A 25,913-nucleotide genomic window follows, 5' to 3' on the forward strand; every position below is an offset into this window, starting at 1 on the left:
ATTACATTCCTGAAGTCAGCGAGATAAACAGCGGCAGCGACAGGATACACAGTACCGAGCTTAACAGCAGCACCGCTTCCGCATCCGGAGACTGCACGCCAAAGCGGTTACCGAACACCACGCCGAAGAAACCGGCTGAGAGCGCAATCATCAGAATAGCGGTGATCGCCACGGAGCCGTGCAGACCGAAGATCAGAACGATACCCCAGGCAATCGCAGGCTGGATCAGCAGCTTGGCTACGGTTGAGGTAATCACCATGGTGTTGATCTGCAGCTTACGCGCAGAGAGGATCACCCCGGTCAGGAACAGCGCGGCAGCCGTTGCAGAAAGGCCCAGTGGCTTAATGGCGGCCAGAACAAGTTCAGGCATTTTGATGCCGATAGCAGACAAAATCACACCCAGCAGGGGACCCATCACAATCGGTTTTTTAATCGAGCGCCACATCAGCACCGGCAGCATCGAGAGCGTTGAACCGGAGTTATTGCCTTCGGCACGCGCTTTTTCACGTTCCAGAATCAGCAGGCAGAACGGCGTCATCAGTACCGAACCACAGGCGATAGAGACCGCCACGGACAGTGAGGTTGAAGAGCTCTCACCAAGCACGCTGCCCAGAATCGGCAAGCCAAGCGCGGCATAGTTTGGCAGCGCAACCGTCAGCGTAAGCACGGCGGCATCCTGTGGGGATTTTTTAAAGACGCTGGTCGCGAGGAAGTAAATGGCCGCGTAGGTTATCCACATCGCCAGGGTCAGCACCAGAATCAGCGGCGACTGGGCTACGATGCCGGTCCACGGGGTTTGCACCGTGGCGCTGAACAGCGCGGCAGGCAAAGCAAAATCCATGACGAAAATATTGAGCAGGGAGACATTTTTGTTATCGACCATCTTTGCCTTACCGGCCCAGAATCCCAGCAGCATGATGACGAAAATCGGTGCAAGAGCATGAACAATTACGTAAGTCATAATTCACCTGTAGTAAAAAAGTTTAAGCACTGGCGCGATGATTATTATTTTCAGGATGCAGGTTCCCGCGCGGACGTAACGGTTACGTCCGCGGGGAGTGCATCTGGCAGGTCTCTTTTTACTTACCAGCTTGCCCGCATGCGTTCGCGTACGAGGGCAGAGCTGCGGCGATTGTCAGCACCGAGACGGTTTTTCAGGGTGTTGTCCTGACGAGCGTCATGGATGGCCTGTTGCAGCGTGGTTTTCACCTGCGTCAGATCGTTTTCAGAAGGGGCATCCGGGTTGCTGATGTCCAGCAGGTTGGAAAGCAGCCCCAGTGTGGCGTAGTTGCTGATGTCATAGGCCATTGGCGGGATCGTTGCCGCCAGTTTTTCCAGCGCATCCACGGTACGTAGCGTAATACGCGCCGCAGACTCTTTACCCATGGCATGGATCAGCACGCCTTTATCGTTAAAGGCAATCAGGCGGTTTGCCTGGTACCCGTGCGCCAGAAACGCACCGGACATCGCTTTACCAACGATAAGCCCAATCACCGGATGACCGGCCAGACGCGCGTTAGCATAGGCCGCCGCCGCGCCGGCCAACGCCTGGTGAATACCAAATGCCTCTTCACGACGGCCATAGGCCTGGCTTGGCACGTCAATCACCGCCACGATCGGGCGCTTCACGGCGCTGTTGGCATCGGCGGCAACGGTTTCGCTCACCACTTTCGCCAGCGTCCAGCCTTCCAGCAGACCGACTTCCCCTTTCGCCGCGCGCGGGAAGTGGTTGTTGGCATCCGGTACCACGGCAACAAAACGTACCGTTTCACCGTTAAGTTCACCATCGGCCGCCTGTACGGACGGGCATAACCCTTCCAGGCGTCTGGCGTTCGGCGCGAGCGTTTGCAGCCAGAGTTCGCCACGGCTTACTGAGTTAGTCATCATTTCACCTCCCGGGCAAAGAGCGCTTTAATCTGTTCGGCATCGGCCTGTTTGCGGGTGTCGAAATTCGTCAGACGGTTCAGGTAATCGTCATAGTTATCGGTGCGATGTTTCGCAGGCACGCCTTTGGCAATCGCGTCGTTCATCGCCGCTTTCACCGCATTCACGCCATCGCCAACCAGCGCATCCACCAGGCCGCTTTCATAGCGGACTTCGCCACCGGTCATGCTCCAGATAAACGGACGGTCGCGGGAGTCATACTCTTCAATCCCCGCTTCCTGCTCGATAACCTGAGGACCATTCAGACCGAGACGCGCTTCGCGGGTGACAATCAGGTAACTGCACAGTGCAGCAGCGATAGACATCCCACCGAAGCAGCCCACGGTCCCGGCCACAATCCCGACCACCGGGGTGTAACGGCGCAGGTCAACAATTGCCGCATGAATATCGGCAATGGCCGCCAGGCCAAGGTTGGCTTCCTGCAGGCGCACGCCGCCGGTTTCGAGACACAGTACCGCCTGCGTCGGGATCCCGTTGCGGTTATCTTCTGCCGCCAGCTCCAGCGCGGCCGCCATTTTGGCGCCAGACACTTCGCCCATACTGCCGCCCTGGAACGCACCTTCGATCGCCACCACTACCGCAGGCTGGCCGTTGAGGGTGCCTTTGGCGACCACCATGCCGTCATCGGCCTGAGGAACGATGCCCTGCGGCCCCAGCCACGGGGAGATAATGCCTTCAAAAGGATCCAGCAGTTCGCGATAGCTCCCGTCGTCCAGCAATGCCTGCGCACGCTGGCGAGCTTTTAATTCAATAAAACTCCGATCATCACGCATGGCTCACCCCTTCAAAAACCTGTTCGATACGAATGCGTGCCACCCCCGGCGTCGCGCCAAAGTCGTGGATCGTCAGTTTTCCTGCAGGCAGGCTGCTGACGGTGTGCAGGCGGCTGAACAACGCCTCCCAGCGACCGCGGCTGTTGTCGACGGACGTGGTGATATCAATGGTTAACGTCTGGCCCGGTTCGGCGGCAAACAACACCTCCATATCCCCGGAACCAACAACCCCTGCGAGCGCTTTGCCGCTTAACGCGCGGCTCGCTGGCATGGTTAATGTGATTTTTTCCATAACATCCTCTTAATGCTTTGAATAAGGCGTTTCGATGCGATCGAGAAACAGCGTGGCGGCAAGCAGGTCGGCTGCTCCGCCCGGTGAGGCATTGAGTGCCAGCATGTGGCGGTCTAACCTCGCCAGCGCCATCTGGCCTGCGGATGTCGCGCATCCTCCGGCACTCAGCACCGCACGCGCACCGTTCTGCATGGCCTCCAGCCCCGCCATCCCGGCGCGCGACAGCACGCAGGTGTCGGTAAGCGACGTCATGATGGCCATCAGCGCATCGAGCCTTGCGTACGTTTCGCTGCTGCCGTTAAGACGGCTCAGACGAAGCCGCGGCAGAGCACGCTGCATCACGTGTGGAAATGCCTGCTGAGCCTCTTCACGTGCGCCCGGAACCCGGTAGCGGCGCGTGGCGCGTAGCCCTTTGCTGAACACTTTCGGCGCCACGTCATCGGGCAGTTTCGCCAGCTGTGCCGCGGTATTCGCTACCGCCTGCGCGCTGGCATCGCCACCGAGCATCGCCACGGCACTGACCAGCAGCCCCAGCGCCCAAATCGCGCCGCGGTGGGTATTTACACCGTCGGTAGCCGCCATCATCTGCTGCTCACCTTCACGGCCGAGCCGCCCTATGGTTTGCCTGAGCGCAATATCCGCCGGACGCTGCCAGCTGTGTTGCGCCAGCGTCTGAAACGTGGGGGTCAGGCTGCGCGCGGAACGCTCCATCAACGCGAGCGACAGATCGTGGTGCGCGCCGTTCCCCCGACTGTCCACCAGACCGGGTTTCGGGCTTAACTGTGCTTCGTCAATCAGACACTGCGTGGCGGTTCGCGCCAGCCATTCGGCACCGCCTTCAACCTGAATCTGGGGCAGAAGTTTCATTACCAGCTCCGGAATTTCGCAGGTGGGTTGTAAAGACCGCCAGACCATTCAACCAGGTCTGACACGCTGCCTGCTGCCAGCAGAGAACGGGTGGCATCGGTGCGGCGAATTCCCATATCTTCCGGGTAAACCACTTTGCCGCTCTGGCGCAACTGCGCCACACGTTTGGCATCGACGCCCAGACCGATATCGGTGATCCCCGCGACGGCCGCAACCATCGCCCGGCGCTCTTCCAGACTTTCTGCGCGATAGAGGTAAGCAATCCCCTCTTCCGTCAGCACATGTGTCACGTCGTCGCCGTAGATCATGACCGGAGCCAGAGGCATCCCGGACGCTTTCGCAACGTCAACAGCATCGAGTTTTTCCACAAAGGTCGGTTTCACGCCTGCCTGGAAGGTTTCCACCATCTGGACGACGAGTTTTTTACCGCGCTGCATCGGATCAGGTTCGGTGATCATGTTCAGCCAGGCCGGGGTGGCATGACGACGACCATGCGGGTCATGGCCCATGTTTGGCGCACCGCCGAAACCAGAGAGACGACCACGGGTCACGGTTGAGGAGTTGGCATACCCGTCAACCTGCAGGGTTGAGCCGATGAACATATCAACGGCGTACTGGCCTGCCAGCTGACAGAAGGCGCGGTTGGAACGCATAGAGCCGTCGGCACCGGTAAAGAAGATATCCGGACGTGCACGAATGTACTCTTCCATCCCCAGCTCACCGCCGAAGCAGTGCACGCTTTCCACCCAGCCGCTTTCAATCGCCGGGATCAGGGTTGGGTGCGGGTTAAGGGTCCAGTGTTTACAGATTTTGCCTTTCAGGCCGAGCTGTTCACCGTAGGTCGGCAGCAGCAGTTCAATCGCCGCGGTATTAAAACCAATCCCGTGGTTCAGGGATTGCACCTGATGTTCCGCATAAATGCCCTTAATGGCCATCATCGCCATCAGGATATGTTCCTGTTTGATGAGACGCGGGTCGCGGGTAAACAGCGGTTCGATAAAGAACGGTTTGTCGGCCACCACCACGAAGTCAATCCAGGAGCCGGGAATATCAACGCGCGGCAGGTCGCATTCGTCGTCCACCAGCTCATTCACCTGTGCGATGACAATGCCGTCATGGAACGCGGCCGCTTCCACCAGCGCGGGGGTATCTTCGGTGCTTGCACCGGTATAAAGATTACCTTTTCGGTCCGCTTTAAAGCCGGCAATCAGCGCCACGTTTGGCGAGAGGTCCACGTACAGACGTGAATAGAGTTCTATGTAGGTATGGATAGCGCCAATTTCGAGCTGACCATCTTCCAGCAGCTGCGAGATGCGCAGGCTCTGGGTACCGGAGAAGGAGAAGTCCAGCTTGCGGGCGATACCTTTCTCAAAGATATCCAGATGCTCGCTACGGCCCACGCTTGGCATAATCATGTGCAGGTCATGCACGATTTGCGGGTTCACTTCAGCCAGCGAGCGTGAAAGGAAATCGGCCTGCTTCTGGTTATTACCTTCCAGAACGACTTTGTCGCCAGGCGCGATCAGTTTTTCCAGCATGGCGACAAGATCGCCGGTTGGCAGTACCTTGCCCTGCACCGGTACGGAGGCCAGACGACGCGCTTTCTCGGTGCGTCGTGTGTTCCATTGCCGGGTGGGTGTTTGCCCAGATAACATTATTAACCTCCTGATTCAGCACATCATTCTGATTTGCTTAACGTTGTGTAAAGTGTGCGCTGTGGCGAGGAAGTCATCAATTAAGCGCAGGGCGGAATCATTAGCCTGAGAGTAATAATCAAGGTAAATATTTGTGATCGAGATCAGTTCATGTTTCGGAAAACCAGGCTAAACGGGGTACAATTCGGAAAGAACAGAAAATAACTGACAAGAATTAGCATCGCCGTTATGAGCCAAATCATTCCATCAGACTTCGACATCATCGCCGAAGACAGCACCGAGTTCGTGCCCATGCGCGGCGTGGCCAATTGCCATCTGCAGACCATGCTGCCGCGACTCATCCGCCGTAAGGTTCAGTTCACGCCGCACTGGCAACGGCTAGACTTACCGGACGGTGACTTTCTGGACCTGGCATGGAGCGAAGAGCCAGAACAGGCGCGCCACAAGCCGCGTCTGGTGGTTTTTCACGGTCTGGAAGGCAGTCTGCACAGCCCCTATGCACACGGGCTCATCCAGGCAGCCAAAGCGCGGGGCTGGCTCGGCGTGGTGATGCACTTTCGCGGCTGTAGCGGCGAACCGAATCGCCAGAAGCGCATCTATCACTCGGGTGAAACCGAAGACGGCACCTGGTTTTTACACTGGTTACGGGAAAACTTTGGTACCGTCCCGACGGCGGCCGTGGGCTACTCGCTGGGTGGCAATATGCTGGCCTGCCTGCTGGCAAAAGAGGGCGACACCGTGCCGCTGGATGCGGCCGTCATTGTCTCCGCGCCCTTTATGCTGGAGCAGTGCAGCTACCATATGGAGAAAGGCTTTTCCCGGGTCTATCAACGTTACCTGCTCAACCTGCTGAAAGCCAACGCGGCGCGCAAGTTGAAAGCCTATCCGGATACGCTGCCGGTGAGCCTGCGTCAGTTGAAAAAGGTCCGTCGCATCCGCGAATTCGACGATCTGATCACCGCCAAAATTCACGGTTTTGCCGATGCGATTGACTACTACCGTCAGTGCAGCGCCATGCCGCTGCTCAGCAAGATCACGCAACCGACGCTTATCATTCATGCCAAAGATGACCCGTTTATGGATCATCACTCAATCCCCGCGCAGGAATTTCTGCCTGCCAACGTTCACTATCAGCTGACAGAGCATGGTGGTCACGTGGGGTTCATCGGTGGAACGTTGCGCCGCCCGAAAATGTGGCTGGAGTCGCGTATTCCTGACTGGCTTACCCCTTATCTGGACGGTGCAAAATGATTATTCCGTGGCAGGATCTCTCCCCCGAAACGCTCGATAATCTGATTGAAAGCTTTGTCTTGCGCGAAGGTACCGATTATGGTGAACATGAACGTTCGCTTGAGCAAAAGGTCAACGATGTGAAGCGCCAACTCAAAAGCGGCGACGTGGTGCTGGTATGGTCTGAACTGCATGAGACGGTCAATATCATGCCCCGCAACGCGTTTCATGGCTGATCTTTAAACCTTTCCAGTCAGGGAGTTGCTATGTCTGCCAGACATCCGGTTATTGCCGTTACGGGTTCGAGTGGTGCGGGAACCACCACGACCAGCCTCGCTTTTCGTAAGATTTTCGCCCAACTGAATCTCCGTGCGGCGGAGGTCGAAGGCGATAGCTTTCACCGCTACACGCGCCCGGAGATGGATATGGCTATCCGCAAGGCGCGCGATCTGGGTAAACACATCAGCTACTTCGGCCCGGAGGCCAATGACTTCGGCCTGCTGGAGCAAACCTTTCAGGAGTACGGCCAGAGCGGCAAGGGGCAGTCACGCAAATATCTGCACACCTACGATGAAGCCGTTCCCTGGAACCAGGTGCCAGGCACCTTTACCCCCTGGCAACCGCTGCCGGAACCGACCGACGTCCTGTTTTACGAAGGGTTGCACGGTGGCGTGGTGACGCCGCAGCATGACGTGGCGCGTCACGTGGATCTGCTGGTTGGCGTGGTGCCCATCGTGAACCTTGAGTGGATCCAGAAGCTGACGCGTGACATCAGCGAGCGCGGCCATTCACGTGAGGCGGTGATGGATTCCGTCGTGCGCTCCATGGAAGACTACATTACTTATCTGACGCCGCAGTTCTCCCGCACGCATATCAACTTCCAGCGCGTACCGACAGTGGACACCTCTAACCCGTTCGCCGCCAAAAGTATCCCGTCGCTGGATGAGAGCTTTGTGGTTATCCATTTCCGCAATCTCGACGGCATTGATTACCCCTGGCTGCTGGCGATGCTGCAGGGCTCGTTTATTTCGCACATGAATACGTTAGTGGTTCCGGGCGGAAAAATGGGGCTGGCAATGGAATTAATTATGATGCCGCTGGTGCAGCGGTTGATAGAAGGGAAGAAAATCGCCTGATGATTTCCCTCTCCGCGTGGGAGAGGGTTTCGGTGAGGGCATCAGGATGAACGATGCCCCCCAATATCAGGCGTCGATCACTTCATACGAATGCGTAATTTTTACCGCTTTCTCGAGCATTAAGGCGACCGAGCAGTATTTCTCCGCTGAAAGATCGACCGCGCGTGAGACCGCCGCGTCTTTCAGTTCTTTCCCGCTGACGATGAAATGCAGGTTAATGTGGGTAAACAGGCGTGGTGCCTCTTCGCGGCGTTCTGAGGTGAGTTTTACTTCGCAGTCGGTCACATCGTGACGGCCTTTTTGCAGGATCGACACCACATCAATTGCGCTGCATCCACCTGCTGCCATCAGCACCATTTCCATTGGGCTTGGTGCTTTATCGCCGGAGTTACCATCCATCAAAATCTGGTGTCCTGAAGCGGACTCGCCCAGGAACGTTAAACCTTCAACCCATTTCACACGCGCTTGCATATTCACTCACTCCAACGTTGCATTTTTGGTGACAGATTACGCGTGCGTTACATTTCTCGCAATGGAAGGCGACCTGCGTCATGCTGAAGCGAGACACCAGGAGACACGCGGCGAAAGCTATGCTAAAACACTCAGGATGCTACAGTAATACATTGACGTTACACATGTATGCAGAGGACATCAAACTTTACTGGCTGCGAAACGTTACGATAGCCGACTTCCCAGGGTATGGGTAAGAATTCGATTGCAACCCCAGAGTCCGGATGCATCTTATGACTCTGGTGACAGCTTATAACAGAGGATAACAGCGCATGGTGCTTGGCAAACCGCAAACAGACCCGACTCTCGAATGGTTCTTGTCTCATTGCCACATTCATAAGTACCCATCGAAGAGCACGCTGATTCACCAGGGTGAAAAAGCGGAAACGTTGTATTACATCGTCAAAGGCTCGGTGGCAGTGCTGATCAAAGATGAAGAAGGGAAAGAGATGATCCTTTCTTATCTGAACCAGGGCGATTTCATCGGTGAACTGGGCCTGTTTGAAGAAGGCCAGGAACGTAGCGCCTGGGTTCGTGCAAAGACAGCATGTGAAGTGGCTGAAATTTCCTACAAGAAATTCCGTCAGTTGATTCAGGTTAACCCTGACATCCTGATGCGTCTTTCTTCGCAGATGGCGCGCCGTCTGCAGGTGACATCTGAGAAAGTGGGTAACCTCGCCTTCCTGGACGTGACCGGCCGTATCGCTCAGACCCTGCTGAATCTGGCGAAACAACCCGATGCGATGACTCACCCTGATGGCATGCAAATTAAAATTACCCGTCAGGAAATCGGTCAGATTGTCGGTTGCTCCCGTGAAACAGTGGGCCGTATTCTGAAAATGCTGGAAGATCAGAACCTGATCTCCGCACACGGTAAAACCATTGTGGTTTACGGAACACGTTAATTCCGCTCAAACGGCGGGCCATCGCAAGCGCAAGGTGTCACGCCGTTTTTGTCTCTATTCCCCATGTGGCGCAGGCTGATTTATCACCCGGAAGTTAACTACGCACTGCGACAAACGCTGGTGTTGTGCCTTCCTGTGGCCGTGGGCCTGATTCTGGGCCATCTTCAGCAAGGTCTGCTCTTCTCTCTCGTTCCCGCCTGCTGCAACATTGCCGGTCTGGATACACCGCATAAGCGCTTTTTCAAACGGCTGATCGTGGGCGGCTCGCTGTTTGCGGGCTGTAGCCTCGCCGTGCAGCTTTTGCTGGCCCGCGATATCCCGCTGCCGCTGATCCTCACCGTCCTGGCGATGACCCTGGGCGTAACCGCTGAAATCAGCTCACTGCACGCGCGTTTGCTTCCCGCGTCGCTGATTGCCGCCATCTTCACGCTGAGCCTTGCGGGCAACATGCCGGTGTGGGAGCCGCTGCTGATCTACGCCCTCGGTACGCTGTGGTACGGGCTGTTTAACTGGTTTTGGTTCTGGCTGTGGCGGGAACAGCCGCTGCGGGAATCCCTGAGCCTGCTCTACGTGCAGCTGGCGGATTACTGTGAAGCCAAATACACCTTGCTCACCCAGCATACCGATCCAGAAAAATCACTGCCGCCGCTGCTGACGCGTCAGCAAAAGGTGGTGGACCTGATAAGCCAGTGTTATCAGCAGCTGCATATGCTCGCCGCCAATAAGAACCACGAATATAAGCGGCTGCTGCGCGTCTTTCAGGTGGGGCTGGACTTACAGGAGCATATCTCCGTGAGCCTGCACCAGCCGCAGGAGGTGCAAAAACTGGTCGAGCGCAGCCATGCCGAAGCGGTGATCCGCTGGAACGCGCAAACCGTCTCCGCGCGCCTTCGGGTGCTGGCTGACGATATTCTGTATCACCGCTACCCCACGCGCTTTAACATGGACAAACAGCTCGGCGCGCTGGAGAAGATTGCCCGTCAGCATGAAGACAACCCGGTGGGTCAGTTTGCCGCCTGGCACTTCAGCCGTATCGCCCGCGTGTTACGAACCCAGCGTCCGCTTTATCCGCGCGACCTGATGGCCGACAAACAAAAACGCCTGCCGCTGCTGCCGGCGCTCAGAAGCTACCTCTCCCTTAAATCATCTGCCCTGCGCAACGCCGCGCGAATTAGCGTGATGCTGAGCATTGCCAGCCTGATGGGCATGGCGCTGCATCTGCCCAAACCGTACTGGATTTTAATGACCATCCTGTTTGTCACCCAGAACGGCTATGGCGCGACGCGGGTGCGCATTCTGCACCGGGCAGGCGGAACGATGGCGGGGCTGATCATTGCGGGCGTTACGCTGCACTTTCACGTGCCGGAAGGCTATACGCTGGCAGGGATGCTGGTGATCACGATGGTGAGCTACCTGATCATCCGCAAAAACTACGGCTGGGCGATGGTGGGCTTTACGGTAACGGCGGTGTATACCCTGCAGTTGCTCACGCTCAACGGCGAGCAGTTTATTATCGCCAGGCTGGTCGATACCCTGATCGGCTGCCTGATTGCCTTTGGCGGCATGGTCTGGCTGTGGCCTCAGTGGCAAAGCGGGCTGCTCAGACAGAACGCCCATGATGCGCTGGAGGCCGACCAGCAGGCCATTCGCCTGATCCTGAGTGACGACCCGCAGCCCTCTCCGCTGGCGTATCAGCGGATGAAGGTCAACCAGGCGCATAACGCCCTGTTTAACTCGCTGAATCAGGCCATGCAGGAGCCCGGCTTTAACTCGCACTATCTGGCGGACATGAAGCTCTGGGTGACGCACAGCCAGTTTATCGTTGAACATATCAACGCCATGACCACGCTGGCGCGGGAACATACGATGCTGACGCCCGATCTGGCGCAGCGCTACCTGCAGTCGTGTGAGATTGCCCTGCAGCGGTGTCAGCAGCGACTCGAGTATGACGCGCCTGGCGAGTCAGGGGATTCGAACATTCTGGAGGCGCCAGAGACGCTCACCCACGGGCCAATGAGTACCCTGGAGCAGCATCTGCAGCGCGTTCTCGGGCATCTGAACACCATGCACACCATTTCGTCGGTAGCATGGCGTCAGCGCCCTCACCACGGGATATGGTTAACCCGTCGCTTAACGCGAACGGAGTCTTAAGCGTTTACGATCTTCGCGACCGCCGCGGCAAAACGGTTTAACCCGTCTTCAATGTCCTGATTTTCGACCACCAGCGACGGCGCAAAGCGCATCACGTCCGGCCCGGCATTGAGCACCATCACCCCTTCATGGGCGGCGGCGTGCAGGAAATCGCGCGCACGGCCTTTGTACTGTGGCTTCAGCTCCGCGCCGATCAGTAACCCCATCCCGCGGATCTCGCTGAAGACGTCATACTGGTCATCAATCTGCTGCAAATGCTTCACGAAAAGCTCACGCTTCGCGTTGACGCCGCTCAGAACCTCAGGGGTGTTGATAATGTCGAACGCGGCACCCGCGACGGCACTCGCCAGCGGGTTACCGCCGTATGTGGAGCCGTGGGAACCCACGTGGAACGCGGAGGCAATCTCCTGCGTCGTTAATACCGCACTGACCGGGAAGCCGCCGCCGAGCGCTTTGGCGCTGGTCAGAATATCCGGCGTCACGCCGTAATGCATGTAGGCAAACAGGGAGCCGGTACGGCCCATCCCGCACTGCACTTCATCAAATACCAGCAGCGCCTGATGCTCATTGCACAGGTCGCGCAGCCCTTTCAGGAACGCAGGCGTGGCAGCCGTTACGCCGCCCTCTCCCTGGATCGGCTCCACCACCACCGCGCAGGTGTGGTCATCCATTACCGCTTTTACCGCATGCAGATCGTTAAACGGCACATGGATAATATCGGCCGGTTTTGGTCCAAAACCGTCGGAATACTTTGGCTGTCCGCCGACGGAAACGGTAAACAGCGAGCGACCGTGGAAGGCGTTGTGGAAAGCAATGATTTTGGTTTTGTACGGGCTGTGGCGCGTGGAGGCATAGTAGCGCGCCAGTTTGAAGGCGGTTTCGTTCGCTTCGGTACCGGAGTTCATAAACAGCACGCGTTCGGCGAAGGTCGCGCTGATTAACTTACGGCCCAGACGCAGCGCCGGTTCGTTGGTAAAGACGTTGCTGGTATGCCACAGGGTTTCCCCCTGGGTTTTCAGCGCCTCCACCAGCGCAGGATGGCAATGACCCAGCGCCGTCACCGCAATCCCGCCGGCGAAATCAACATACTCTTTCCCCTGCTGATCCCAGACTCGGCTGCCTTTCCCTTTTACCGGGATAAACTCAGCCGGTGCATAAATCGGCAGAATGACTTCATCGAATGTCGCGCGGGTAATTGCAGATTGTTCAGTTGCCATGTCATGACCATCCATTTTATGTCACAGTGATTGTGAAAATATAATCACAAAATATGCATAAAAAATCACAGTAAGGCAACCACTATTCAACGATTGAGGAAATTTGCCAGCAGCTGGTGTCCCTGCTCGCTGAGGATACTCTCCGGGTGGAATTGCACCCCTTCGAGGTCCCATTCACGATGTCGGATCCCCATGATCTCCCGGGTATCGCTCCAGGCGGTAACCTCAAAGCATTCCGGCAGCGTTGACGGGTCAATGACCAGCGAATGGTAGCGCGTCACGGTAAGCGGATTATTAAGCCCCGTAAACACGCCCGTGCCGGTATGGGTCACCGGCGCGGTTTTGCCATGCATCACTTTGGCGGCGCGCACAATGGTGGCACCAAACACCTGCCCAATGGCCTGGTGGCCCAGGCAGACGCCAAGAATGGGCAACTTACCGGCGTAGTGATGAATGACATCCAGCGAAATGCCCGATTCCGACGGCGTGCAGGGCCCCGGCGAGATAACGATTTTCTGCGGGTCAAGCGCGTCGATTTCGGCCAGGCTGATGTCGTCGTTGCGGCGGACCACCACCTCTGCACCCAGTTCACAAAAATACTGGTAAAGGTTCCAGGTGAAGGAATCGTAGTTATCAATCAGCAGAATCATGGCGGCTCCCGAAAAACGTGCCGCCCTATTCTACTCAGTTTCCCGCGCTTCGCTCACTACTTTGGCAAAGATGGCGTTCAGGGCCGTTAAATCGCCCATTGCGCCGCTCTGGTTGGCCGCCGCCCATTTGCCCGGGTCGATATCTTTCCAGCTCAGCTGATAGCCTGCATGGATGGCGAGCTGTTCGAAGAAGATCCGCTGAGCGATACCGTTGCCAATCCGGAAGGGATGGAGCACGTTGATCTCACAGTAGTAGTGACTCAGGCGGGCCACAAACTCCTCTTTCTGCAGACCGTTGAGATACCCCTCTTCCTCGAGATCCTGCATCAGGACATTGCCCTCTTTCTCGATGTAGGCGAAGTGGCAGAAGCGGGTGTCGCCCTGATAAATATCGATTTCGCGGATATCGCCCGCCCAGTCAAAAATATCCTGATAAAGGTGGCGGTGGATTGCACAGAGATGCGGCAACCCCGGCGCCGACGGGCCTAAGCCGAGCGTCGCCACCCGCAGCGCGGTGATCTCATAGGATGCCTTTGCAAGACGGTCAGCCTGGCGGATATTCAGACGGTTACGCATCACATTCAGACCCGGGTAGAGATACGGGTCACGATCGTCACCGATTTTATCGCTCATAGTGCCTCCTGAGTTCTTCAAGACGGCTTTGCGCATCCTGGGCGTTTAGCGTAACGAGCGGGCTATCAACCCCCTCAAGGCGGCGGCTGGCCTGGAAATTACTGTTTCGCTGCTGCTCCCAGAGACGGGATTTTTGCTTATCGGTGAGTTTTTTCACTTAACGCCTCCCTGAAGATGTCCGTGTGCCACAAGTATAAGCAGCAAAACGCGCTTTCGCAGGGAGGGGAGCGAAACACGGGCGAGAAGCGCCCGTGTCAAAGAAGGTTACGGCAGAACTTTTGCAGAGAGGATCACAACCGGTTTCGTCGGCACATTCTGGTATGGGCCAACGTCATGGGACTGCACCTGAGAAATCTTGTCAGCCACATCCATCCCTTTCACCACTTTACCGAAGACCGCGTAACCGAAGTCGCGCTGACCGTGGTCGAGGAAGGCGTTATCCGCCACGTTGATAAAGAACTGGCTGGTGGCGCTGTCTTTATCTGCCGTACGCGCCATAGAGATGGTACCGCGGGTGTTGCGCAGGCCGTTATCCGCTTCATTTTTAATCGGTGCGTTAGGCTGCTTTTGCTGCATTTGCTCGTTAAAACCACCGCCCTGCACCATAAAGCCCGGGATCACACGGTGGAATGTGGTGCCGTTATAGAAACCGTTATTCACGTAGTCGAGGAAGTTTTTCACAGAAACCGGAGCTTTCTGGCTATTCAGTTCCAGCTCAATATTCCCGGCGGAGGTGGTCAGCAGAACGTGAGGGTCTCCTTTGGCTGCCAGCGCAGCAGGGGAAACGGCAGAAAGAGCAAACACAGCTGCGACAGCCGCCAGCGTTGATTTGAGCATGAGAATTCCTTAACAAAGCGCAGTATAAAAAGCGAATGGCTTGATTCTAAAGAGCAGTATGAACGGAGACCAGCCTTTTACCTAATTTTACGAAATTGAAACAGTTGTAACCACGCAAACGATTGGTTATGAAGCCTATTAATGTGATCTGAATCACATAAAAACCTGCAATAGTGTTCGAATTTCTCTTAAAAGATATGAATGGATCACTTTAATGTCTAAAATCTGCCCGCTCTCAGCGCCCCTCGGGCGCTTTTCTTTTCCTGAACAGGCCAGACATGACTAACAGCAATCGTATCAAGCTCACATGGATCAGCTTCTTCTCCTACGCCCTGACCGGCGCGTTGGTGATCGTCACCGGGATGGTGATGGGTAATATCGCAGACTACTTCCAGCTGCCCGTTTCCAGCATGAGTAACACCTTTACCTTCCTCAACGCCGGGATCCTGATCTCCATTTTCCTGAATGCCTGGCTGATGGAAATTGTTCCACTGAAAACGCAGCTGCGTTTTGGTTTCGTGCTGATGGTCGCCGCGGTAGCGGGTTTAATGGTGAGCCACAGCATCGCCCTGTTCTCTGCCGCCATGTTTGTGCTGGGTCTGGTGAGCGGTATTACGATGTCCATCGGTACGTTCCTGATTACCCATATGTATGAAGGTCGTCAGCGTGGCGCACGTCTGCTGTTTACCGACTCCTTCTTCAGCATGGCGGGGATGATTTTCCCGATGGTAGCGGCCGTTCTGCTGGCACGCAGCATTGAGTGGTACTGGGTTTATGCCTGTATCGGTCTGGTCTACGTGGCAATCTTTATTCTGACCTTCGGCTGTGAATTCCCGGTTCTGGGCAAAAAAGCGCAATCCACGGACGAGCCGGTCGCGAAAGAGAAATGGGGTATCGGCGTACTGTTCCTCTCCGCGGCCGCACTGTGCTATATCCTCGGTCAGCTGGGCTTTATCTCCTGGGTGCCGGAATACGCCAAAGGCCTGGGCATGAGCCTGAACGACGCGGGTAAACTGGTGAGCGATTTCTGGATGTCTTACATGTTCGGCATGTGGGCGTTTAGCTTCATCCTGCGCTTCTTCGACCTGCAGCGCATTCTGACCGTGCTGGCGGGCATGGCAACCGTGCTGATGTACCTGTTCATTAACGGTTCACCGGAGCATATGCCGTGGTTCATCCTGACCCTGGGCTTCTTCTCCAGTGCGATTTACACCTCTATCATTACGCTGGGCTCTCTGCAGACCAAAGTGGCGTCACCGAAACTGGTGAACTTCGTGCTGACCTGCGGCACCATCGGCACCATGTTGACCTTCGTGGTCACCGGCCCGATCGTCGCCCACAGCGGCCCGCTGGCCGCACTGCATACCGCTAACGGTTTGTACGCGGTGGTGTTTGTGATGTGCCTGGTTCTGGGCTTTGTGACCCGCCACCGCCAGCATAATACGGCAGCGGCGTCCCACTGATCCCCTACGCCCCTTTGCGCTCAGCGAAGGGGCTGTTTTTCGTGAAGATGTGCTCTTCCGCAACGTCGTCCATTTTGATCCACGTCTGCGCAAGCTGCGTCGTGGCAATCACTCGCCCCTCCCGAATCGACCAGCGCGCCGGCACCTGGCAGCGCACCGCTTCAAACCCGCTCTCCGCAGGCAGCACGATCAGGTTAGCCAGATTTCCCGTTTCGATACCGTAATCCGTCAGGCCGAAGGTTCGGGCGCTGTTGTGGGTTATCAGGTTCAAACCGTTGTCGATTTGCGAATACCCCATCATCTGACACACATGCAGCCCCATATGCAGTACCTGCAGCATATTGCCGGTGCCAAGCGGGTACCACGGGTCGAAGACATCATCATGCCCGAAACAGACGTTGATCCCCGCCTCCAGCAGCTCCTTCACTCGGGTAATCCCGCGTCGTTTGGGATAATCGTCAAAGCGTCCCTGTAAATGGATATTCACCAGTGGATTGGCGACAAAGTTGATGCCTGACATCTTCAGCAGGCGGAAAAGCCGCGAGGTGTATGCCCCGTTATAGGAGTGCATCGCCGTGGTATGGCTGGCCGTGACCCGTGGGCCTAACCCTGACTCATAGGCCAGAGTGGCCACCGTTTCCAGAAATCGGGACTGCTCATCGTCAATTTCATCGCAGTGGATATCCAGCGGACGGTCATATTTCTTCGCCAGTTCAAAGGCAATGTGCAGCGATTGCACGCCATACTCGCGGGTGAATTCAAAATGCGGGATTGCCCCGATCACATCGGCGCCCAGTTTCAACGCCTCCTCAAGGAGCGCCGCGCCGTCCGGGTAAGAAAGGATGCCTTCCTGCGGGAACGCCACGATTTGCAGCGTGATCCACGGCGCAACCTCCTGCTTCACCTCCAGCATGGCCTTCAGGGCGGTGAGCGTCGGGTCAGAGACGTCCACGTGGGTACGCACAAACTGAATACCGTTGGCAATTTGCCCTTTCAGCGTCTTCCAGGCGCGCGCTTTTACATCTTCATGGCTAAGCAGTGCCTTACGCTCCGCCCAGCGCTCAATGCCTTCAAACAGCGTACCGGACTGGTTCCAGCTCGGCTCGCCTGCCGTCTGGGTGGTATCAAGGTGGATATGCGGTTCTATAAACGGGGGGATGGCAAGGCCGCCACGCGCGTTTAAGATTCTTACGTTTTCGTCTTCGGTATCGCCCATCGGCGTAATGCCACCAAAACGGCCCTGCTCAATGGCGATTTGCCACAGCCCTTCGCGACCCGGTAAGCGAACATTCTGGATAAGCCCAAGCGGTGTTGTAGACATGCCTTTCCCCTGAAAAACGCGGCTGAAATTTGGGAGTACGCATTTTTGACAACGCGCCCCTTAATTTGTACACAAAATCGGCGACCTCGAAAAGCCAGCGATTTCCACAACTTATAAAAATCCTGACAAATCAGTCATATACCACCTAAGGAGTAGGCGAAGGCGTATTTGATTTGCATCAATAAGTGCCACTGCTGAATCGTTAAGGTAGGCAGTAATAGAAAAGAAATCGAGGCAAAAATGAGCAAAGTCAGACTCGCTATCATCGGTAACGGCATGGTCGGCCACCGCTTTATTGAGGATCTTCTCGATAAAGCCGATGCTAACCAGTTCGATATTACCGTGTTCTGTGAAGAACCCCGCAAGGCGTACGACCGTGTGCACTTGTCTTCCTACTTCTCCCATCATACCGCTGAAGAGCTCTCTCTGGTGCGCGATGGTTTCTACGAGAAGCATGGCGTGAAAGTGCTGGTGGGCGAACGCGCTATCACCATCAACCGTCAGGAAAAAGTGATCCACTCCAGCGCCGGACGTACGGTTTTTTACGACAAGCTGATCATGGCGACTGGCTCGTACCCGTGGATCCCGCCGATCAAAGGCTCGGAAACGCAGGATTGCTTCGTTTATCGTACCATCGAAGATCTCAATGCGATCGAATCATGTGCCCGCCGCAGTAAACGTGGCGCCGTGGTCGGGGGGGGGCTGCTGGGTCTGGAAGCCGCCGGTGCGCTGAAAAACCTCGGTGTTGAAACCCACGTCATCGAATTTGCCCCGATGCTGATGGCAGAGCAGCTTGACCACATGGGTGGTGACCAGCTGCGCCGTAAAATCGAAAGCATGGGCGTGAAGGTTCACACCAGCAAAAATACCAAAGAGATTGTGCAGGAAGGCACCGAAGCGCGGAAAACCATGCGCTTTGCCGATGGCAGCGAACTGGAAGTGGACTTTATCGTCTTCTCTACCGGTATTCGCCCGCGCGACAAGCTGGCCACCCAGTGCGGTCTGGCCGTCGCTCAGCGCGGCGGGATCATGATTAACGATACCTGCCAGACCTCCGACCCGGATATCTACGCCATCGGCGAATGCGCCAGCTGGAACAACCGCGTGTACGGTCTGGTCGCGCCTGGCTACAAAATGGCGCAGGTTGCCGTTGACCATATTCTCGGCAACCAGAACGCCTTCGAAGGGGCTGACCTGAGCGCCAAGCTGAAACTGCTGGGCGTAGACGTAGGCGGTATTGGCGATGCGCATGGCCGCACGCCGGGCGCACGCAGCTATGTTTACCTCGATGAAAGCAAAGAGGTGTACAAACGTCTTATCGTCAGTCAGGACAACAAAACCCTGCTCGGCGCGGTGCTGGTGGGCGATACCAGCGACTACGGTAACCTGCTTCAGCTGGTCTTGAACGCCATCGAACTGCCGGAAAACCCGGACGCGCTGATCCTTCCGGCGCATGCGTCCAGCGGTAAGCCGTCCATCGGCGTGGATAAACTGCCCGACAGCGCGCAGATTTGCTCCTGCTTCGATGTGACCAAAGGCATGCTGATTTCGGCCATCAATAAAGGCTGCCATACCGTCGCGGCCCTGAAGGCAGAAACCAAAGCCGGTACCGGCTGCGGTGGGTGTATCCCGCTGGTCACACAGGTTCTGAACGCAGAACTGGCGAAACAGGGTATCGAAGTCAACAATAACCTGTGCGAGCATTTCGCTTACTCTCGCCAGGAGCTGTACCACCTGATCCGCGTGGAAGGCATCAAATCCTTCGACGAACTGCTGGCGAAACACGGCCAGGGTTATGGCTGTGAAGTGTGTAAACCTACCGTGGGTTCCCTGCTGGCCTCATGCTGGAACGAGTACGTTCTCAAACCAGAGCATACACCGCTGCAGGATACCAACGATAACTTCCTGGCGAACATTCAGAAAGACGGGACTTACTCCGTCATCCCACGCTCCGCCGGTGGCGAAATCACCCCGGAAGGGCTGGTCGCCGTTGGCCGTATCGCGCGTGAATTTAACCTGTATACCAAAATCACCGGCTCTCAGCGTATCGGCCTGTTTGGTGCGCAGAAAGATGACCTGCCTGAAATCTGGCGTCAGCTGATTGACGCGGGATTCGAAACCGGCCACGCCTACGCGAAAGCGCTGCGTATGGCAAAAACCTGTGTGGGCAGTACCTGGTGCCGCTACGGCGTAGGCGACAGCGTCGGCTTCGGTGTGGAGCTGGAGAACCGCTACAAAGGCATCCGTACACCGCACAAAATGAAGTTTGGCGTCTCCGGCTGTACCCGCGAATGTGCGGAAGCGCAGGGTAAAGATGTGGGTATCATCGCCACCGAGAAAGGCTGGAACCTGTACGTCTGTGGTAACGGCGGCATGAAACCACGCCATGCAGACCTGCTGGCGGCTGACCTCGACCGCGATACGCTGATTCAGTATCTCGACCGCTTTATGATGTTCTACATCCGTACCGCCGATAAGCTGACCCGTACCGCGTCCTGGCTCGATAACCTGGAAGGCGGCATCGAGTACCTGAAATCGGTCATCATTGACGACAAACTGGGCCTGAACGACCATCTGGAAGCGGAAATGGCGCGCCTGCGCGAGGCGGTGATCTGCGAGTGGACTGAAACTGTCAACACCCCGGCGGCGCAGACTCGCTTCAGACACTTTATCAACAGCACCCAGCGCGACCCGAATGTGCAGGTTGTGGCAGAACGCGAGCAACATCGTCCGGCGACACCTTATGAACGTATTCCGGTGACTCTGGTGGAGGAAAACGCATGAGCCAGTGGGTAAACATCTGCAACATTAACGACATTCTGCCTGCCACCGGGGTCTGTGCCCTGCTGGGTAACGAGCAGGTCGCGATATTCCGCCCTCGCCATGATGAACAGGTTTTTGCCATCAGCAATATCGACCCGTTCTTTGAGGCCAGCGTCCTGTCCCGGGGATTAATCGCGGAGCATCAGGGTGAACTCTGGGTCGCCAGCCCGTTGAAGAAACAGCGTTTTCGTTTACGCGACGGGTATTGCATGGAAGATGAGCATTATTCCGTGACGCCCTACGATGTCCGCGTGAAGGACGGTAAGGTGCAGCTGAAAGGCTAATCTCTCGCCTTTTCAATATGAAAAGCTTATGACCCCTTATGGGTAACGGTAGGAAAAACCGTATGTTCTGTACGATTCCTGCTGTTATCCTGACCTCAATTTCTTACCCCCTCCTTGAATGCTGTGAGGTAATGTCGTGGACCACCTGCCGATTTTCTGTCAATTACGCCATCGCGACTGTCTGCTTGTAGGCGGCGGCGATGTGGCTGAACGCAAAGCGCGCTTGCTGTTAGAAGCAGGAGCCCGACTCACCGTTAACGCCCTGGCTTTTGCCCCGCAGTTTGAGGCCTGGGAAAAAGAAGGGATGCTCACGCTGGTGCAGGGGGGGTTTAATGAATCCCTGCTTGATACCTGCTGGCTGACCATTGCCGCCACGGATGACGATGAAGTGAATCAGCGCGTCAGCGACGCCTGTGAAGCGCGCCGCATCTTCTGTAACGTGGTGGATGCCCCGAAGGAGGCCAGCTTTATCATGCCGTCGATCATTGACCGTTCGCCGCTGATGATTGCGGTATCGTCCGGCGGCCGCTCTCCCGTTCTGGCCCGCCTGCTGCGGGAAAAACTGGAAGCCATCCTGCCGCAGCATCTTGGCCAGATTGCCCACTATGCCGGGCAGCTGCGTTCCCGGGTTAAGCAAACCTTCGCGACCGTGGGTGAACGCCGCCGCTTCTGGGAAAAATTCTTTGTGAATGACAGGCTGGCCCAGTCGCTGGCGAATCAGGATCATAAAGCGGTGGAAGAGACGACGGCGCAGTTGCTCTGCGAGCCGCTGGATCATCGTGGTGAAGTGGTGCTGGTGGGTGCCGGCCCGGGCGATGCCGGTTTGCTGACGCTGAAAGGGCTGCAGCAGATCCAGCAGGCGGATATTGTGGTTTATGACCGTCTGGTCTCCGATGAGATAATGAACCTGGTCCGCCGCGATGCTGACCGCGTATTTGTCGGTAAACGTGCCGGGTACCACTGTGTGCCGCAGGAGGAGATTAACCAGATCCTGCTGCGCGAAGCGCAAAAAGGAAAACGCGTGGTACGCCTCAAGGGTGGCGACCCGTTTATCTTTGGTCGCGGCGGTGAAGAGCTGGAAACGTTGTGCAACGCGGGTATTCCGTTTTCCGTGGTGCCGGGCATCACGGCAGCCTCCGGTTGCTCAGCTTACTCGGGCATTCCGCTGACCCACCGTGACTATGCCCAGAGCGTACGCCTGGTGACGGGACACCTGAAAACCGGCAGTGAGCTGGACTGGCATAACCTGGCCGCCGAAAAACAAACGCTGGTGTTCTATATGGGGTTAAACCAGGCCGCGACCATTCAGGCCAAACTGCTTGAGCACGGCATGGAAGAGGATATGTCCGTCGCGCTGGTGGAAAACGGCACGTCCATTAAGCAGCGCGTGGTGAACGGCGTGCTGACCCAGTTAGGTGAGCTGGCACAGCAGGTTGAAAGCCCGGCGCTGATTATTGTCGGACGCGTGGTGGAGCTGCGCGATAAACTGAACTGGTTCTCGAATCACTAACGCATATTCCCCCTTCCCGGAGTAGTCCTTATGCGGACTACTCCCCTCTTACCGCTCCCGATAACATACCGCCCGCGAAATGGAATTTTTCCATTTATTCCCTCACGTTAGATCCAATTTTCGTTTTTTCAGACAAGGAATGCGTATGTTTAAACTGGCAAAAGCCGCCGTTCTGGTAGGCATGTTATCGACTCTGACCGCCTGCACCGGTCACGTTCAAAATACCAAAAATAACTGCAGCTATGATTACCTGCTGCACCCGGCAATTTCCATTTCGAAGATCATCGGTGGCTGCGGCCCGGCCGCACAGCAGTAAGCGTTTTTCAGGCGTAAAAAAACCGGGAATGTCCCGGTTTTTTGTCTGGCTCAGCGCGTTTTTTGTCGGGGAGCGCTCATGCTTACCCGACAAAACAGGGTTATGGTTTACCCACAAACCCAATCGCCTGGTACACCGCTTTAAGGGTTTCAGACGCGCGGGCACTGGCTTTTTCCGCGCCCTCTTTCATTACTTTCTGCAGGAAAGCTTCGTCGTTACGGTAGCGGTGATAACGCTCCTGCAGCTCGGTCAGCATGCCGGAAACGGCATCCGCCACTTCCCCTTTCAGGTGACCATACATCTTGCCTTCGAAGTGTTGTTCCAGCTCAGGAATGCTCTGACCCGTCACACCGGAGAGGATATCCAGCAGGTTGGAGACGCCCGCTTTGTTCTGCACGTCGTAACGCACAACAGGTGGCTCATCGGAGTCGGTCACCGCACGCTTGAGCTTTTTAACCACCGATTTCGGATCTTCCAGCAGGCCGATAACGTTGTTGCGGTTATCGTCAGACTTGGACATCTTCTTGGTTGGCTCCAGCAGCGACATCACGCGTGCGCCGGATTTCGGAATGAACGGCTCAGGCACTTTGAACACGTCGCCATACAGCGCGTTAAAGCGCTGGGCGATATCGCGGCTCAGTTCCAGATGCTGTTTCTGATCTTCGCCAACCGGCACCTGGTTGGTCTGGTACAGCAGAATGTCTGCTGCCATCAGTACCGGGTAATCAAACAGACCGGCGTTGATGTTTTCTGAGTAGCGCGCGGATTTATCCTTGAACTGCGTCATGCGGCTCAGTTCGCCGAAGTAGGTGTAGCAGTTCAGCGCCCAGCCCAGCTGCGCATGCTCTGGAACGTGAGACTGAACGAAAATGGTGCTCTTCTCAGGATCAATTCCGCAGGCCAGATACAGCGCCAGGGTGTCCAGGGTGGCCTTACGCAGCTTCTCAGGATCCTGACGTGCAGTGATAGCATGCAGATCCACGATGCAGTAAATGCAATGGTAATCATCCTGCATGCTGACCCACTGACGTAACGCACCCATGTAGTTACCAATGGTCAATTCACCTGACGGCTGTGCGCCACTAAAAACGATGGGCTTAGTCATTATTCAATTCCTGATTATCACTGTGCGAAAGCCCGAGTGCGGGCAACAAATCTTTGAAGTGGTCGAACACGACGTCCGGCTCACTCAGCGTGATGGCCTCACCGTAGTTGTAGCCATAGGTTAATCCCACTGAAGGACAACCCGCCGCTCTGGCAGCCAGAATATCATTGCGGGAATCCCCGACAAAGAGCAGCTCCGCGGGCGTTAAGGATAATTTTCCTGCCACCAGCAGTAACGGTTCCGGATGCGGCTTTTTGTTCTGCACATCATCACCGCCAACAATGACGGAAAAATACTTCGCGATATCCAGCGCTTCCAGCAGAGGGGCGACAAAAGGTGTCGGTTTGTTTGTCACCAGCCCCAGCGGAATGCCGTTGGCATGAAGCGCACTCAGCGTTTCTGCGACATCCGGGAACAGGAAACTGCCCTCTTCGACCGTCTCTTCATAGAAACGATTGAACAATTTACGCAGGATACGCAGCTGTTCTTCCTGGGGGATATCCGCATGATCCACGCTCGGTTTACCCTGTGCGGAACGCTGGGACACACGCTCCTGGCGGGCCCATGTCAACGCGCGCTCCATCAGGACATCGGCGCCATTGCCAATCCACGTGATGACACGCTCTTCGCCCGCAACGGGCAGTTCAAGAGCATACAGCGCCTGGTCTACGGCGCTGGTTAAGCCCGGCGCGCTGTCGACCAGCGTGCCGTCGAGGTCAAATGCGATACCCCGGGTTGCCTGCAATTTATCCATGACTTACCTTCGCCAGTTCACGGCGCATTTCATCAATGACTTTTTTGTAATCCGGTTGGTCGAAAATCGCTGAACCTGCAACGAACATATCCGCGCCCGCTGCCGCAATTTCACCAATGTTATTCACTTTTACGCCACCGTCGACTTCCAGACGAATGTCGTAACCTGACTCATCAATACGACGGCGCACTTCACGCAGTTTATCCAGCGTATGAGGGATAAACGACTGACCGCCAAAGCCCGGGTTAACGGACATCAGCAAAATGACATCCAGCTTATCCATCACATGGTCGAGATAGCTCAGCGGCGTAGCCGGGTTGAAAACCAGACCCGCTTTACAGCCATTCTCTTTGATGAGCTGCAGCGTGCGATCCACATGTTCAGACGCTTCAGGGTGGAAGGTGATGATACTGGCTCCCGCAGCGGCAAAATCAGGCACGATACGGTCAACAGGCTTCACCATCAGATGGACGTCAATCGGCGCGGTAATACCGTAGTTACGCAGCGCTTTAAGCACCATCGGGCCAATGGTCAGATTAGGAACGTAGTGGTTATCCATAACGTCGAAATGGACGACATCCGCGCCCGCCGCGAGTGCTTTTGCAGTGTCTTCACCCAGGCGGGCAAAATCGGCCGACAGAATTGAGGGAGCAATCAAAAACTGTTTCATCCGCATCTCCTTGAAATGTGTTTACCGGCGGGCAAAACGGCTCAGGGGCGATAAAGAGCCAGGAGTTCGTCCACCTTTTTACGTGTGCCGCCGTTGCTGCTTATGCTACGCCGCACTTTGACCTGAAAATGCTTCGCGGCTTTGTACCATTCGCGCGTATCAGGGGTATCGTGATTCGAAATTAACACCGGAATTCTTTTGCTGACCAGCTTTTCCGCCATCTCCGCCAGACGGGCCTGCTCGGCCGGACTGAAGCTGTTGGTGTGATAAGCGGTGAAATTTGCCGTCGCGGACAGCGGTGCGTAAGGCGGGTCGCAATAGACCACCGAGTTTACGCCTGCCAGCTCCATGCACTCTTCATAGGAGAGACAGTGGAATTCGGCATTCTGCGCTTTTTTAGCAAAGTGATACAACTCATCCTGTGGGAAATACGGACGCTTATAACGGCCAAACGGCACGTTAAACTCACCACGAAGATTATACCGGCACAGACCGTTGTAGCCGTGTCGATTGAGATAGAGGAACAGCAGCGCCCGGCGGAACGGATCCTGACTTTGATTAAATTCAGTGCGGAACTGGTAGTAAACGTCCGGATTATTGTGCTCGGGTGTAAACAGCTTCCGAGCCTCTTCCACGTACTCGTCGGTCCGCAGCTTGACGATGTTGTAGAGGCTAATGAGGTCGCTGTTGATATCCGCCAGGATATAACGAGAAAAATCGGTATTCAGGAATACCGATCCAGCGCCCACAAAGGGCTCGATAAGACACTCGCCTTTCGGCAGGTGCTTTTTAATATCATCGAGCAGGGGGTATTTCCCCCCTGCCCATTTCAGAAAAGCGCGATTTTTTTTCATGCTGACTAACTGA

27 protein-coding genes are annotated in these 25,913 nt (G+C 56.0%); 10 read left to right on the forward strand and 17 right to left on the reverse strand.

Going from position 1 to position 25,913, the window contains the following annotated elements; genetic code table 11:
- Window position 1 precedes the first annotated feature (1 nt).
- The 6 genes from JTA15_RS15775 to mdcA all read right to left on the reverse strand — a co-directional run bounded on the left by JTA15_RS15775 (window position 2) and on the right by mdcA (window position 5,531).
- Window positions 2-961: an AEC family transporter gene (locus JTA15_RS15775; protein WP_014171919.1), complete on the reverse strand. Its 960-nt coding sequence runs from the start codon at window positions 959-961 to the stop codon at window positions 2-4.
- Between the two features lie 122 nt (window positions 962-1,083).
- Window positions 1,084-1,884: a biotin-independent malonate decarboxylase subunit gamma gene (gene mdcE, locus JTA15_RS15780; RefSeq protein WP_032670503.1), complete on the reverse strand. Its 801-nt coding sequence runs from the start codon at window positions 1,882-1,884 to the stop codon at window positions 1,084-1,086.
- Window positions 1,884-2,717: a biotin-independent malonate decarboxylase subunit beta gene (locus JTA15_RS15785; RefSeq protein WP_014171921.1), complete on the reverse strand. Its 834-nt coding sequence runs from the start codon at window positions 2,715-2,717 to the stop codon at window positions 1,884-1,886. Before JTA15_RS15785 ends, mdcE begins: the two co-directional genes overlap by 1 nt.
- Window positions 2,710-3,009 (reverse strand): malonate decarboxylase acyl carrier protein, encoded by a 300-nt coding sequence (gene mdcC, locus JTA15_RS15790; protein ID WP_219372474.1) that lies wholly within the window; start codon window positions 3,007-3,009, stop codon window positions 2,710-2,712. Before mdcC ends, JTA15_RS15785 begins: the two co-directional genes overlap by 8 nt.
- Before the next feature lie 9 nt (window positions 3,010-3,018).
- Entirely contained in the window at window positions 3,019-3,876 is an 858-nt protein-coding gene (locus tag JTA15_RS15795) for a triphosphoribosyl-dephospho-CoA synthase (RefSeq protein ID WP_219372475.1), read from the reverse strand.
- Entirely contained in the window at window positions 3,876-5,531 is a 1,656-nt protein-coding gene (mdcA, locus tag JTA15_RS15800) for a malonate decarboxylase subunit alpha (protein ID WP_014171924.1), read from the reverse strand. The genes JTA15_RS15795 and mdcA overlap by 1 nt, the downstream gene beginning before the upstream one ends.
- A 228-nt stretch (window positions 5,532-5,759) precedes the next feature.
- On the opposite strand from mdcA, the gene JTA15_RS15805 reads away from it, so the two are divergent.
- Genes JTA15_RS15805 through JTA15_RS15815 form a run of 3 tightly spaced genes read left to right on the forward strand, consistent with a single transcriptional unit; the run spans window position 5,760 to window position 7,897 of the window.
- Window positions 5,760-6,782: a hydrolase gene (locus JTA15_RS15805; protein WP_014171925.1), complete on the forward strand. Its 1,023-nt coding sequence runs from the start codon at window positions 5,760-5,762 to the stop codon at window positions 6,780-6,782.
- The gene (locus JTA15_RS15810; RefSeq protein ID WP_003861664.1) at window positions 6,779-6,997 is read left to right on the forward strand and encodes a YheU family protein; all 219 of its coding nucleotides are present in this window, start codon (window positions 6,779-6,781) and stop codon (window positions 6,995-6,997) included. The genes JTA15_RS15805 and JTA15_RS15810 overlap by 4 nt, the downstream gene beginning before the upstream one ends.
- Window positions 6,998-7,027: 30 nt before the next feature.
- Entirely contained in the window at window positions 7,028-7,897 is an 870-nt protein-coding gene (locus JTA15_RS15815) for a phosphoribulokinase (RefSeq protein WP_014171927.1), read from the forward strand.
- Between the two features lie 66 nt (window positions 7,898-7,963).
- On the opposite strand, the gene JTA15_RS15820 is transcribed toward JTA15_RS15815, so the two are convergent.
- The gene (locus JTA15_RS15820) at window positions 7,964-8,368 is read right to left on the reverse strand and encodes an OsmC family protein (protein WP_025202873.1); all 405 of its coding nucleotides are present in this window, start codon (window positions 8,366-8,368) and stop codon (window positions 7,964-7,966) included.
- Window positions 8,369-8,679: 311 nt separating this feature from the next.
- Between JTA15_RS15820 and crp the strand changes: the two genes are divergently transcribed.
- Entirely contained in the window at window positions 8,680-9,312 is a 633-nt protein-coding gene (gene crp / locus JTA15_RS15825; RefSeq protein ID WP_000242758.1) for a cAMP-activated global transcriptional regulator CRP, read from the forward strand.
- Between the two features lie 63 nt (window positions 9,313-9,375).
- Window positions 9,376-11,463, forward strand: coding sequence for a YccS/YhfK family putative transporter (locus JTA15_RS15830; RefSeq protein WP_020884592.1), 2,088 nt, complete (start codon window positions 9,376-9,378; stop codon window positions 11,461-11,463).
- Here the strand turns inward: JTA15_RS15830 and JTA15_RS15835 are convergent.
- From JTA15_RS15835 to ppiA, 5 genes are all read right to left on the reverse strand, one after another.
- Complete coding sequence (locus JTA15_RS15835; RefSeq protein WP_219372476.1) at window positions 11,460-12,680, reverse strand: aspartate aminotransferase family protein; 1,221 nt, start codon at window positions 12,678-12,680, stop codon at window positions 11,460-11,462. The two genes, JTA15_RS15830 and JTA15_RS15835, sit on opposite strands and share 4 nt — an antisense overlap.
- An 86-nt stretch (window positions 12,681-12,766) precedes the next feature.
- The gene (gene pabA / locus JTA15_RS15840) at window positions 12,767-13,330 is read right to left on the reverse strand and encodes an aminodeoxychorismate synthase component 2 (protein ID WP_047954763.1); all 564 of its coding nucleotides are present in this window, start codon (window positions 13,328-13,330) and stop codon (window positions 12,767-12,769) included.
- Between the two features lie 30 nt (window positions 13,331-13,360).
- Window positions 13,361-13,963, reverse strand: a complete 603-nt coding sequence (locus JTA15_RS15845; RefSeq protein ID WP_025202869.1) for a putative adenosine monophosphate-protein transferase Fic — start codon at window positions 13,961-13,963, stop codon at window positions 13,361-13,363.
- Entirely contained in the window at window positions 13,953-14,120 is a 168-nt protein-coding gene (locus tag JTA15_RS15850; protein ID WP_014171935.1) for a YhfG family protein, read from the reverse strand. The genes JTA15_RS15845 and JTA15_RS15850 overlap by 11 nt, the downstream gene beginning before the upstream one ends.
- 107 nt (window positions 14,121-14,227) lie before the next feature.
- On the reverse strand, window positions 14,228-14,800 hold the full coding sequence (gene ppiA / locus JTA15_RS15855; RefSeq protein WP_014171936.1) for a peptidylprolyl isomerase A: 573 nt from the start codon (window positions 14,798-14,800) through the stop codon (window positions 14,228-14,230).
- Window positions 14,801-15,078: 278 nt separating this feature from the next.
- Between ppiA and tsgA the strand changes: the two genes are divergently transcribed.
- The gene (tsgA, locus tag JTA15_RS15860; RefSeq protein ID WP_219372477.1) at window positions 15,079-16,263 is read left to right on the forward strand and encodes an MFS transporter TsgA; all 1,185 of its coding nucleotides are present in this window, start codon (window positions 15,079-15,081) and stop codon (window positions 16,261-16,263) included.
- Window positions 16,264-16,267: 4 nt separating this feature from the next.
- On the opposite strand, the gene JTA15_RS15865 is transcribed toward tsgA, so the two are convergent.
- Window positions 16,268-17,584 (reverse strand): cytosine deaminase, encoded by a 1,317-nt coding sequence (locus JTA15_RS15865; RefSeq protein WP_219372478.1) that lies wholly within the window; start codon window positions 17,582-17,584, stop codon window positions 16,268-16,270.
- Window positions 17,585-17,824: 240 nt separating this feature from the next.
- Between JTA15_RS15865 and nirB the strand changes: the two genes are divergently transcribed.
- The 4 genes from nirB (at window position 17,825) to JTA15_RS15885 (ending at window position 22,517) form a co-directional block, all read left to right on the forward strand.
- Entirely contained in the window at window positions 17,825-20,368 is a 2,544-nt protein-coding gene (gene nirB, locus JTA15_RS15870) for a nitrite reductase large subunit NirB (protein WP_014171939.1), read from the forward strand.
- On the forward strand, window positions 20,365-20,691 hold the full coding sequence (gene nirD / locus JTA15_RS15875) for a nitrite reductase small subunit NirD (RefSeq protein ID WP_219372479.1): 327 nt from the start codon (window positions 20,365-20,367) through the stop codon (window positions 20,689-20,691). Before nirB ends, nirD begins: the two co-directional genes overlap by 4 nt.
- Window positions 20,692-20,827: 136 nt before the next feature.
- Window positions 20,828-22,201, forward strand: a complete 1,374-nt coding sequence (gene cysG / locus JTA15_RS15880; protein WP_020884584.1) for a siroheme synthase CysG — start codon at window positions 20,828-20,830, stop codon at window positions 22,199-22,201.
- Window positions 22,202-22,346: 145 nt separating this feature from the next.
- Window positions 22,347-22,517: a YhfL family protein gene (locus tag JTA15_RS15885; RefSeq protein ID WP_020884583.1), complete on the forward strand. Its 171-nt coding sequence runs from the start codon at window positions 22,347-22,349 to the stop codon at window positions 22,515-22,517.
- A 100-nt stretch (window positions 22,518-22,617) separates the two neighbouring features.
- Here JTA15_RS15885 and trpS read toward each other — a convergent pair whose 3' ends face one another.
- From trpS to dam, 4 genes are read right to left on the reverse strand one after another with little or no spacing between them, the layout of a single operon-like run.
- Entirely contained in the window at window positions 22,618-23,622 is a 1,005-nt protein-coding gene (trpS, locus tag JTA15_RS15890) for a tryptophan--tRNA ligase (protein WP_014171943.1), read from the reverse strand.
- On the reverse strand, window positions 23,615-24,376 hold the full coding sequence (gph, locus tag JTA15_RS15895) for a phosphoglycolate phosphatase (protein ID WP_020884582.1): 762 nt from the start codon (window positions 24,374-24,376) through the stop codon (window positions 23,615-23,617). The genes trpS and gph overlap by 8 nt, the downstream gene beginning before the upstream one ends.
- Window positions 24,369-25,046, reverse strand: coding sequence for a ribulose-phosphate 3-epimerase (rpe, locus tag JTA15_RS15900; RefSeq protein ID WP_014885523.1), 678 nt, complete (start codon window positions 25,044-25,046; stop codon window positions 24,369-24,371). The genes gph and rpe overlap by 8 nt, the downstream gene beginning before the upstream one ends.
- Before the next feature lie 41 nt (window positions 25,047-25,087).
- Window positions 25,088-25,900 carry an adenine-specific DNA-methyltransferase gene (gene dam / locus JTA15_RS15905; protein WP_014171946.1) on the reverse strand — a complete coding sequence of 271 codons (813 nt, stop codon included), beginning with the start codon at window positions 25,898-25,900 and terminating at the stop codon, window positions 25,088-25,090.
- Window positions 25,901-25,913 lie beyond the last annotated feature (13 nt).

Origin of the sequence: Enterobacter sp. BIDMC 29, from assembly GCF_019378755.1 — a bacterium.
In the GTDB taxonomy this organism is placed as follows: domain Bacteria; phylum Pseudomonadota; class Gammaproteobacteria; order Enterobacterales; family Enterobacteriaceae; genus Enterobacter; species Enterobacter ludwigii.

What these genes read in the sequence shown, in the direction of transcription:
- JTA15_RS15775 (WP_014171919.1), bottom strand. Translation starts at nt 961, where the DNA reads ATGACTTACGTAATTGTTCATGCTCTTGCACCGATTTTCGTCATCATG.
- mdcE (WP_032670503.1), bottom strand. Translation starts at nt 1,884, where the DNA reads ATGACTAACTCAGTAAGCCGTGGCGAACTCTGGCTGCAAACGCTCGCG.
- JTA15_RS15785 (WP_014171921.1), bottom strand. Translation starts at nt 2,717, where the DNA reads ATGCGTGATGATCGGAGTTTTATTGAATTAAAAGCTCGCCAGCGTGCG.
- mdcC (WP_219372474.1), bottom strand. Translation starts at nt 3,009, where the DNA reads ATGGAAAAAATCACATTAACCATGCCAGCGAGCCGCGCGTTAAGCGGC.
- JTA15_RS15795 (WP_219372475.1), bottom strand. Translation starts at nt 3,876, where the DNA reads ATGAAACTTCTGCCCCAGATTCAGGTTGAAGGCGGTGCCGAATGGCTG.
- mdcA (WP_014171924.1), bottom strand. Translation starts at nt 5,531, where the DNA reads ATGTTATCTGGGCAAACACCCACCCGGCAATGGAACACACGACGCACC.
- JTA15_RS15805 (WP_014171925.1), top strand. Translation starts at nt 5,760, where the DNA reads ATGAGCCAAATCATTCCATCAGACTTCGACATCATCGCCGAAGACAGC.
- JTA15_RS15810 (WP_003861664.1), top strand. Translation starts at nt 6,779, where the DNA reads ATGATTATTCCGTGGCAGGATCTCTCCCCCGAAACGCTCGATAATCTG.
- JTA15_RS15815 (WP_014171927.1), top strand. Translation starts at nt 7,028, where the DNA reads ATGTCTGCCAGACATCCGGTTATTGCCGTTACGGGTTCGAGTGGTGCG.
- JTA15_RS15820 (WP_025202873.1), bottom strand. Translation starts at nt 8,368, where the DNA reads ATGCAAGCGCGTGTGAAATGGGTTGAAGGTTTAACGTTCCTGGGCGAG.
- crp (WP_000242758.1), top strand. Translation starts at nt 8,680, where the DNA reads ATGGTGCTTGGCAAACCGCAAACAGACCCGACTCTCGAATGGTTCTTG.
- JTA15_RS15830 (WP_020884592.1), top strand. Translation starts at nt 9,376, where the DNA reads ATGTGGCGCAGGCTGATTTATCACCCGGAAGTTAACTACGCACTGCGA.
- JTA15_RS15835 (WP_219372476.1), bottom strand. Translation starts at nt 12,680, where the DNA reads ATGGCAACTGAACAATCTGCAATTACCCGCGCGACATTCGATGAAGTC.
- pabA (WP_047954763.1), bottom strand. Translation starts at nt 13,330, where the DNA reads ATGATTCTGCTGATTGATAACTACGATTCCTTCACCTGGAACCTTTAC.
- JTA15_RS15845 (WP_025202869.1), bottom strand. Translation starts at nt 13,963, where the DNA reads ATGAGCGATAAAATCGGTGACGATCGTGACCCGTATCTCTACCCGGGT.
- ppiA (WP_014171936.1), bottom strand. Translation starts at nt 14,800, where the DNA reads ATGCTCAAATCAACGCTGGCGGCTGTCGCAGCTGTGTTTGCTCTTTCT.
- tsgA (WP_219372477.1), top strand. Translation starts at nt 15,079, where the DNA reads ATGACTAACAGCAATCGTATCAAGCTCACATGGATCAGCTTCTTCTCC.
- JTA15_RS15865 (WP_219372478.1), bottom strand. Translation starts at nt 17,584, where the DNA reads ATGTCTACAACACCGCTTGGGCTTATCCAGAATGTTCGCTTACCGGGT.
- nirB (WP_014171939.1), top strand. Translation starts at nt 17,825, where the DNA reads ATGAGCAAAGTCAGACTCGCTATCATCGGTAACGGCATGGTCGGCCAC.
- nirD (WP_219372479.1), top strand. Translation starts at nt 20,365, where the DNA reads ATGAGCCAGTGGGTAAACATCTGCAACATTAACGACATTCTGCCTGCC.
- JTA15_RS15885 (WP_020884583.1), top strand. Translation starts at nt 22,347, where the DNA reads ATGTTTAAACTGGCAAAAGCCGCCGTTCTGGTAGGCATGTTATCGACT.
- trpS (WP_014171943.1), bottom strand. Translation starts at nt 23,622, where the DNA reads ATGACTAAGCCCATCGTTTTTAGTGGCGCACAGCCGTCAGGTGAATTG.
- gph (WP_020884582.1), bottom strand. Translation starts at nt 24,376, where the DNA reads ATGGATAAATTGCAGGCAACCCGGGGTATCGCATTTGACCTCGACGGC.
- rpe (WP_014885523.1), bottom strand. Translation starts at nt 25,046, where the DNA reads ATGAAACAGTTTTTGATTGCTCCCTCAATTCTGTCGGCCGATTTTGCC.
- dam (WP_014171946.1), bottom strand. Translation starts at nt 25,900, where the DNA reads ATGAAAAAAAATCGCGCTTTTCTGAAATGGGCAGGGGGGAAATACCCC.